The sequence below is a fragment of the Aquimarina litoralis genome (assembly GCF_039523995.1).
Lineage (GTDB): Bacteria > Bacteroidota > Bacteroidia > Flavobacteriales > Flavobacteriaceae > Aquimarina > Aquimarina litoralis.
In genome coordinates, this window is record NZ_BAAAGE010000012.1 from 1 (window position 1) to 8,225 (window position 8,225).

Consider the following 8,225-nt stretch of genomic DNA (forward strand, 5'->3'; position numbering starts at 1 on the left):
GACTCTTTTACCTGTACCAAACTATCACTTCTTTTTTCTGTAGTGCTAACGTCCAAAACAAATGGGTAAATCGAGGTAAACCATCCTACTGTCCTGCTAATATCTACATCTGATATGACCTCTTCACGACCATGACCCTCCATCTTTAAAACACTACGATCCAATCCAAATACATCGCGAAGCGCCAAACCTAAACCAGTTAACAAAACATCATTGATCTCTGTGTTATAAACTCCATGAACTCGAGTCTGTAATAACTCGGTAAGAGAATCATCTAATACAAACGATTGACGCTTGTTAAACTGAACAACATCTTCTCGTGTGCCCTTGTCAATAGGAAAATCAGTAATAGAAGAACTACAAACACCATCCCAATACAAACGTTCTTTAGAATCAGTTAATTCCTGAGCATACTCCTGCTGCAAAGTAGACCAACGCTGAAAAGAATCTGTCTTCTTAGGTAACACAACAGCCTTATCAGAAATATAACCACTATAAAGAGCTGACAAATCTTCTAACAAAATACGCCATGAAACACCATCTACAACCAAGTGATGAATAATCAAAGCCAAACGATCGCCATCAGCTAATCGAAAATGACCTACTTTAAATAAGGGTCCTGATGATAAATCAATACTAGACTGCAACTCCGATCCTAAGCGACTCATAGTTGCTAAAGCATCTTCTTCTTTTGACAAATCATAAAAATCAATACTATAAGCAGAATCCGAAACATCACGATTCTCCTGTAACCAAAAACCATCTCCCTGACTATAAACCATGCGTAAAGCATCATGGTGTGAAACCAAAGATGAAATACTACGCTCCAAAATAACACCATCTATACGATCTGTACTCGATAGTAAAACCGATTGATTAAAATGATGGGGAACCCTAATGGCTGGATCTTCAAAAAAGTACTGCTGAATTGGAGTTAATAAAACCTTACCCTCCACCGCAGATTGATCAATAACCCGAGTATCTAAAACAACATAAGGTGCCAAATCCTCTAAAATAGGATTACGTAAAATATGTTCTACCTTAAGACGATATCCCTGCTGTTTTAAACGGGAAGCAACCTGAATCGACTTGATCGAATCGCCTCCTAAATTATAAAAGTTGTCCTTTACACTGATAGGACTACGCTTTAATACAGACTCCCAAACAGTTACTAAAACTGACTCCTCTGTACTACGTGGAGCTACATATTCTTCTTTAATAAGATCAGATTCTAAAACCTCGGGTAAACTACGACGGTCCACCTTACCATTCGACGTTAAGGGAAGACTATCCATGGAAACATAATAGCCAGGAACCATATAATCCGGTAACTCTTTGCTTAATCCAGAACGTAATGCCTTCTTGTCTAAATCTCCCTCCGATACTACATATGATACCAAAGACTTATCGCCATCAAAATCCTGTACAACCACAACAGCCTGAGTAATCCAAGATCTTGATAACAAAACTTCTTCGATCTCGCCCAACTCTATGCGATGACCGCGAATCTTTACCTGATCATCCTTCCTGCCCATAAAAGCAATAGAACCATCTGATAACCATCGAGCCAAATCACCACTGCGATACAAACGCTCTCCTTCCTTAAATGGATGATCGATAAACTTCTCTCTGGTTAAACCTTCACGATTTAAATATCCACGAGATAATCCATCTCCGCCTAAACATAACTCTCCTACAACACCCTTGGGTACTAATTGTAAATTATCATCTACGATATATACTTGAGTATTAGATATTGGTTTTCCTATCAAAATATCACTATTACTAAAAGGAATTTCATAAACAATACAACCTACGGTAGATTCAGTTGGACCATACTCATTATAAATTTTAATCGAAGGGTTAATGTTTCTTAAAATTTCAACATGATTTTGTTGTAATGCTTCTCCACCGACAATGGCTAACTCTAATTTACTATCTTTAATATCAAGTTCACTTAACAAACTTATATGAGCCGGCGTAAGTTTGATACAAGATAAATCACTTTCAAAATACTTCTTCAGTATCTCCGATATATTACTACCAGGTTTTATAATATTCAATTTACTACCATTAGTTAACGGCAAAAACAAACTGGTAATTGTTAAATCAAATGATAACGAAGTAAATAAACCAAAGTCCGAATTTGAAAGATTGTCTTTTATATAATAGTCATTACACCAGTTTAAATAATTAACTAATGACCTGTGTTCTATCATCACCCCTTTAGGTTTTCCCGTAGAACCTGAAGTATAAATGATATATGCTAGCGTGCTGGGGTCAAGAGATAATTCTACAGGTTCTGAGCTAAACTCTGAAGGTTCAAACTCTACATCCACAGCAAAAGTATCACCATCAAAATATTCTAAGTCAAACATGTAATTAGTCTCAGAAATCAAAAGCTTTAACTGAGTATCTTGAACGATATGATGTTTGCGAGCAACAGGCAACTCTGGAATAATAGGAACATAGGCTGCTCCAGCTTTTAAAATTCCCAATATTGACACCATAACCCAATCACTACGATCTAATTGTATCCCTACAATATCTTCTTGTTCTATATTATAGTCTTGTCTTAAGCAATGCGCTAATTGATTCGATTTATCATCTAGTTCTTTATAAGTAAACTCTTTATCTTCAAAAACCAATGCAATATTATCTGGTGCATTTTGTACCTGTTCCAGAAATAGATCAATTACAGTTTTATCTTCAGAATATGTTGTACCGGTATCATTGAATTCATACAAAAGCTGGTGTTTTTCTTTATTTTGAAGATAATCGAGCGTTCCTATTTTCTCATCGGTAGATATTAGAAGCTTTGATAATAATTCTTTATAATTCATTATCAATTCTTCAACCATTTCCTTCTCATAGATATCGGTATTATAATTCACCTTTAATGACAAATACTCTCCAATTTCCTCAAAATGAAATTCCATATCAAATTTCACCTGTCCTTCTCCTAAATCCGAAATTAAATTCATTTGATTTCCTTTCAACTCAAATGATTCTATTTTTTGTTCAGAACTATGAAAATCTAACAAAATATTAAATAGTGAATTTCCACTTAAATCATGTTTTAATCCTAAGTCTTCAATTAAAGCATCAAAAGGGTATGTTTCATGTTTGTATGCGTTTAGTGTAGTGTCCTTCACTTTATTAAAAAACGTTCTGAAGCATTCGTCTCCAGAAACTTGATTTCGCATTGTTAAAAGGTTAATATAAAACCCTATTTGATCATCTAAATCAAAATGCCCTCTACCTGCTACCGGAGATCCGATTATGATATCTTGCTCAGAACTATACTTATGAAAAAGGACATTCAAACTTGCCAATGTTCCCATGAATAAGCTTCCCCCTTCTTTTTGCGTAAAATTCTTTAATAGATTAGAAGTTTCAATGGGTATAAAAGTTCGTAAGCTATGCCCGTTATAAGTTTTTTCTCTGGGACGCATTTTTTGACTTGGTAAACTCAGAAACGGTAACTCACCAGATAATTGATTTAACCAATACGTTTTATGCTGATTAGCTTCTTCTGTCTCCAATTGCGTTGATTCCCATGAAGCATAATCTTTATATTGAATTCTTAACTCTTGTAAACTAGGTTCGACCCCTTCTGAATAAGCAGTATAATATGCTAATGTATCTTTGATCATTACATCCATTGACCATCCGTCACAAATTATATGATGCATATTATAGTAAAACACATAATTCTCATCAGAAACTTGAAGCAAACAAGCTCTTAACAAAGGTCCATTTTCCAGATCAAAAGGTTTGTTAGAATCTTCGTTTATGTAGGCATTTATACTATCATTCTTATTCTCTTCTTCCCTAAGGTCTTTGTAACCAATTGTAAAATCTAATTCATTGTTTTTTAATATCCATTGTTTTATTTCGCCATTTTCATCTTCTCTAAATACGGTTCTTAATATTTCATGTCTATCAATAACTGAATGAATTGCTCTTTTAAAACATTGGATATCATAGCTGCCATTTAATTGAATATGAGATGGCATATTATATACAACGGAGGTATCTTTAAATTGGCTTAATATCCATAATCTTCGTTGAGCAGATGATAGTGGATAATTTTCTGACTCTTCTACAGAAGGGATTGATTGTAACAGATTATCTTTATTATTCTGTTTTAAGTAATCAATTATGATATTTTTATTTGATTTAATTTCTTGAATTAAGTCCGATGATATTTTATTTTGATACGAAACAATTTCTATATTGTTATCATTCAATACAAGCTTAATATTCTCTTCTTTCAATTCAGAAAGTATCTTTTTTGCTTCCTTTATCATTTTAAATAAACTTTTGAATTATATCTTATTTTTAATACTCAATTGTTTTTTCTCCAAACAATCGTTCTGCTTGAATGCTTTTCTCGTTACATTCATTTACCAGTTTATTGGATTCTACAATCGGTCTTGATTCATCAGTATACTTAATCGAGCTGATAAACTCCAGCCAAGGCTCAAGTCCCATTGCATAAACGAATACATTTTTAGGATTAAAAATGTGAATAAGTCCGTTTCCTTGATCATAATTACAACCTGCAAGACGACGAGATTGATCTTTGTCTCTATCTATTTTATTAGACAACAAAGGTCCATAGAGCCAAGAAAGAGGTGCTCCATCACATTCCATACCCAAAAACAAAATATCAATATCCCCTACAATCGAATGAACTCTTTTATATATTTCTGGTTGAACATTACAAGAATCCGCAGCGAATAATACTTTCAATTTATTGTGAAGAGAAACATGAAAACATAACTTGCTTCTAACATCTAAATCCGAGTGTTCTCCTAAGAAAGGGAGACCTGTAATAACACACCCTTCTAGATCAATAGATTCTAGATCATCTAATTCTATAACACTGTCAAACCCTATATTATTCAGCATTAACTTTAAATTAGGATCCTGAAGACTTCCCTTACTACTGCTAGGCACAACAATATTTTTAACCATATGTCTTAATTGTAACAGTGTTTCGAGTAAAACATGATCCTGATGATTATGCGTTATTAAAACATAGTCGATTTGTTCTGGCAGATCATTAACTGTGTATCGATTGACATCGGTTTCGTAGCCATCATAGCTAATTACCGGATCTACTAAAATGGAGATCTCATTAGTTTCAACCAAAACGCAGGCATGACCAAAGTATCTTGTCCTGATTCCTTTCCCTTTGTATTTTTTATATGCAGGAGGAGGAGTTTTGGTAAAAAAGCTTTTAAAAAGTTCCTCTTGTTCTGGCGTTATTTGAAGTCGTTCTTTGATCTCTTTATAATCGCCAGGTACTTTTTTCATTTTAAACAAATCATCTATAACATCATCTTTAAATGGTATATCAAGATGCATTAAATTTTCATCATCAAGTCTGGGAGTACTTAGTACAAATGACCTAGCATCATCAGCTTCGACCAATTGTAACGAAATTGATTGTGCCGATTCATCATAATATTCACTTTTATATAGTAAAGATTCGAAAAACCTGAAGTTAGGCTGGTCGTTTAAGTCGTAGTATAGCTCTACAAACCCTTTAAGTTTTTCAGGCATCTTATCATATAATGGCTCCATGGAGAATCCCACAGCTTCTTTTTGTAAAAGATTATTTAATTCATGTATAGCTTCAGTTAATTCGAGCATATTTGCCCTTTTATCCAAAGTTTCATTGTATAAAGCTTCTATTTCTTCAACTCTACCGCCATCGTAATCAATGAAAGGTCCTCCTAACATTTCTGGTTTTTTAACTGCAGCGGCATGTATCTTTGGATTCTTGATATAGGACTTCATAATTTTTAAATGTCTATCCTGAATATTCATTGCCGCGGTTGCTGGAGATACAAGATGTGACCATGCATACCATCTATCAATTAATGCTTCAATTGCAACGTTTAATTTTAAGTAATATAAGCTTTCAGTATTCTTCATTTATTCTGTTTTTAGATCTTTATTTATTAAAATTTTGTGTTTATGTTTAATTATTGAATCGTTAAAATCAAGGCATAGAAAGCCTGGGTTCATTAAATTTAGAACCTCGATTTATAATATAGATATGGTAAATTCTTTTAACTATTTAGATAGAAGACAACTGTATAATTACCATAATGCCCCTAAGTAATTGTATAGCCAATTTCTATGAAACAATCGTAACGAAGTACATAATACCTTTTTTGTCATCTTAATTTATTAGAGCAATAACTCACGTAAGACCAATTACCTTAATGTTGGATTAAAAATTGGCAAAAAATTAAGTTACTTCTCTTTTTCATTAAGGTATTCTGTAATGTGATGTTCATGATGAAATAGCCTTAATTATATAACTATCTTATCGATAACCTTTTCAGCAGATATTTTATTATTATGCCAAGATTGGTTCATTATTTCTTTGGCAAGAGCTTTAACTGTGGGGTCTTGAAATAGAGTCGCCATATTGACTTTAACATTGAATTTTCTTTGAATTTCTGATAGAATTTTAACTCCTTTAATACTGTCTCCTCCTATATGGAAAAAATTATCGTTAACTCCTATGTTTTCTTTATTGAAGAATCTTTCCCAAATTGAAATAAGTTCTCGTTCTGTTTCATTTGAAGGTGCTACATATTTTACTTCACAGAACAATTCTATACCTCTAAGACTCGGAAGAGACCTCCTATCTATTTTACCATTAGATGTTAATGGCATATTCTCTAGTTGCACAAAACGGTGCGGAAGCATATAATTCGGTAGTTTTTGTGATAGAAATTCAATCAACTTTGTGGTATTTTGATTTGTATTTGAAGTTAAATAGGCAACTACTTCTTTATCTATACTTTCTTTGCCTTCCGATACCATTACTACAGCCTCTAAAATGTCTTCTTTGGATTTTAAACATTCTTCGATCTCGCCCAACTCTATGCGATGACCACGAATCTTCACCTGATCATCCTTCCTGCCCATAAAAGCAATAGAACCATCTGATAACCATCGAGCCAAATCACCACTGCGATACAAACGCTCTCCTTCCTTAAATGGATGATCGATAAACTTCTCTCTGGTTAAACCTTCACGATTTAAATATCCACGAGATAATCCATCTCCGCCCAAACATAACTCTCCTACAACGCCCTTGGGTACTAATTGTAAATTATCATCTACAATATAAGCCTCACTGTTGCTAATCGGGTAACCGATCGGAATATCTCCTGAAACTTCTTGGATATTATAAGTCAAAGAAAAAGTAGTGTTCTCCGTTGGACCATAACCATTGATAATCTCCAAATCAGGATAACTCGAACGTAACTTCCCGATATGAGTAGGTGATAATTTATCTCCGCCTACTAAAACACTCGATAATCCTGAAAATAATCCTAAGTCCGTATCAACTAATTGATTTAACCAGCCTGAGGTAAACCACATAACACTAACGCCGCGTGAGGTAATCTCTTTGGATAATAAACTACTGTCTAATAAACTATCATGAGAACACAAAACCAATTGAGAACCATTCAACAAAGGACCCCAATATTCAAAAGTAGTCGCATCAAAAGAAAATGCTCCTGTACTTAACAAAACATCCGATGATGAAAATTCATAAAAACGGTTCGAACATACTAAACGAATAATATTACGATGCTCAACCATAACTCCCTTTGGCTTGCCTGTAGATCCAGAGGTATACATCACATATGCCAAATCTGTTGCACTAATATCAACAACTGGTAAAGCAGTAGAACAATCTGAAAGAACCTCTGTAAACTCACCCAGTAAAATATCATCTATAGTAATCTTACAATCACTATCTGATTCAATGTATACAATACGATCCTCAGGATATCTCGGGTCTATAGGAACATAAGCACCGCCACTCTTCAAAATACCTAATAAACAAACTAATAACCACTCACTACGCTCCAACTTAACTCCGATCAAATCACCAGAATTTATCTCATAATGCCTTAGTAAATAATCTGCTAATTGATTCGATAGCATATCCAGTTCTTTGTAGCTAAGCACTTTATCTTCGAATAAAAGAGCTGACGCATCTGGAGTCTTTAATGCTTGAGATACGAATAAATCAACAAGATTACTATCTCTAGGATAAGCAACATCGGTAGCATTAAATCCTGATAATAACTCTAATCGCTCTGCAGATGGAAGATATTCGACATCTTTTAATGGCTTCTCAAAGCAACCCATCAAAGAAACCAACAACTCTTTGTAATGAA

General features: G+C 33.9%; 3 protein-coding genes. All 3 read right to left on the reverse strand.

Features of this window, described 5'->3' with window-relative positions:
- Positions 1-4,313 (reverse strand): amino acid adenylation domain-containing protein (locus tag ABD077_RS24945; RefSeq protein WP_343914922.1); only part of this gene is annotated, 4,313 nt, incomplete at its 3' end.
- A gap of 31 nt (positions 4,314-4,344) precedes the next feature.
- Positions 4,345-5,949, reverse strand: a complete 1,605-nt coding sequence (locus ABD077_RS24950) for an MBL fold metallo-hydrolase (RefSeq protein ID WP_343914923.1) — start codon at positions 5,947-5,949, stop codon at positions 4,345-4,347.
- 384 nt (positions 5,950-6,333) lie between these two features.
- Positions 6,334-8,225: non-ribosomal peptide synthetase (locus tag ABD077_RS24955; protein WP_343914924.1), on the reverse strand; the 1,892-nt coding region annotated here is incomplete at its 5' end.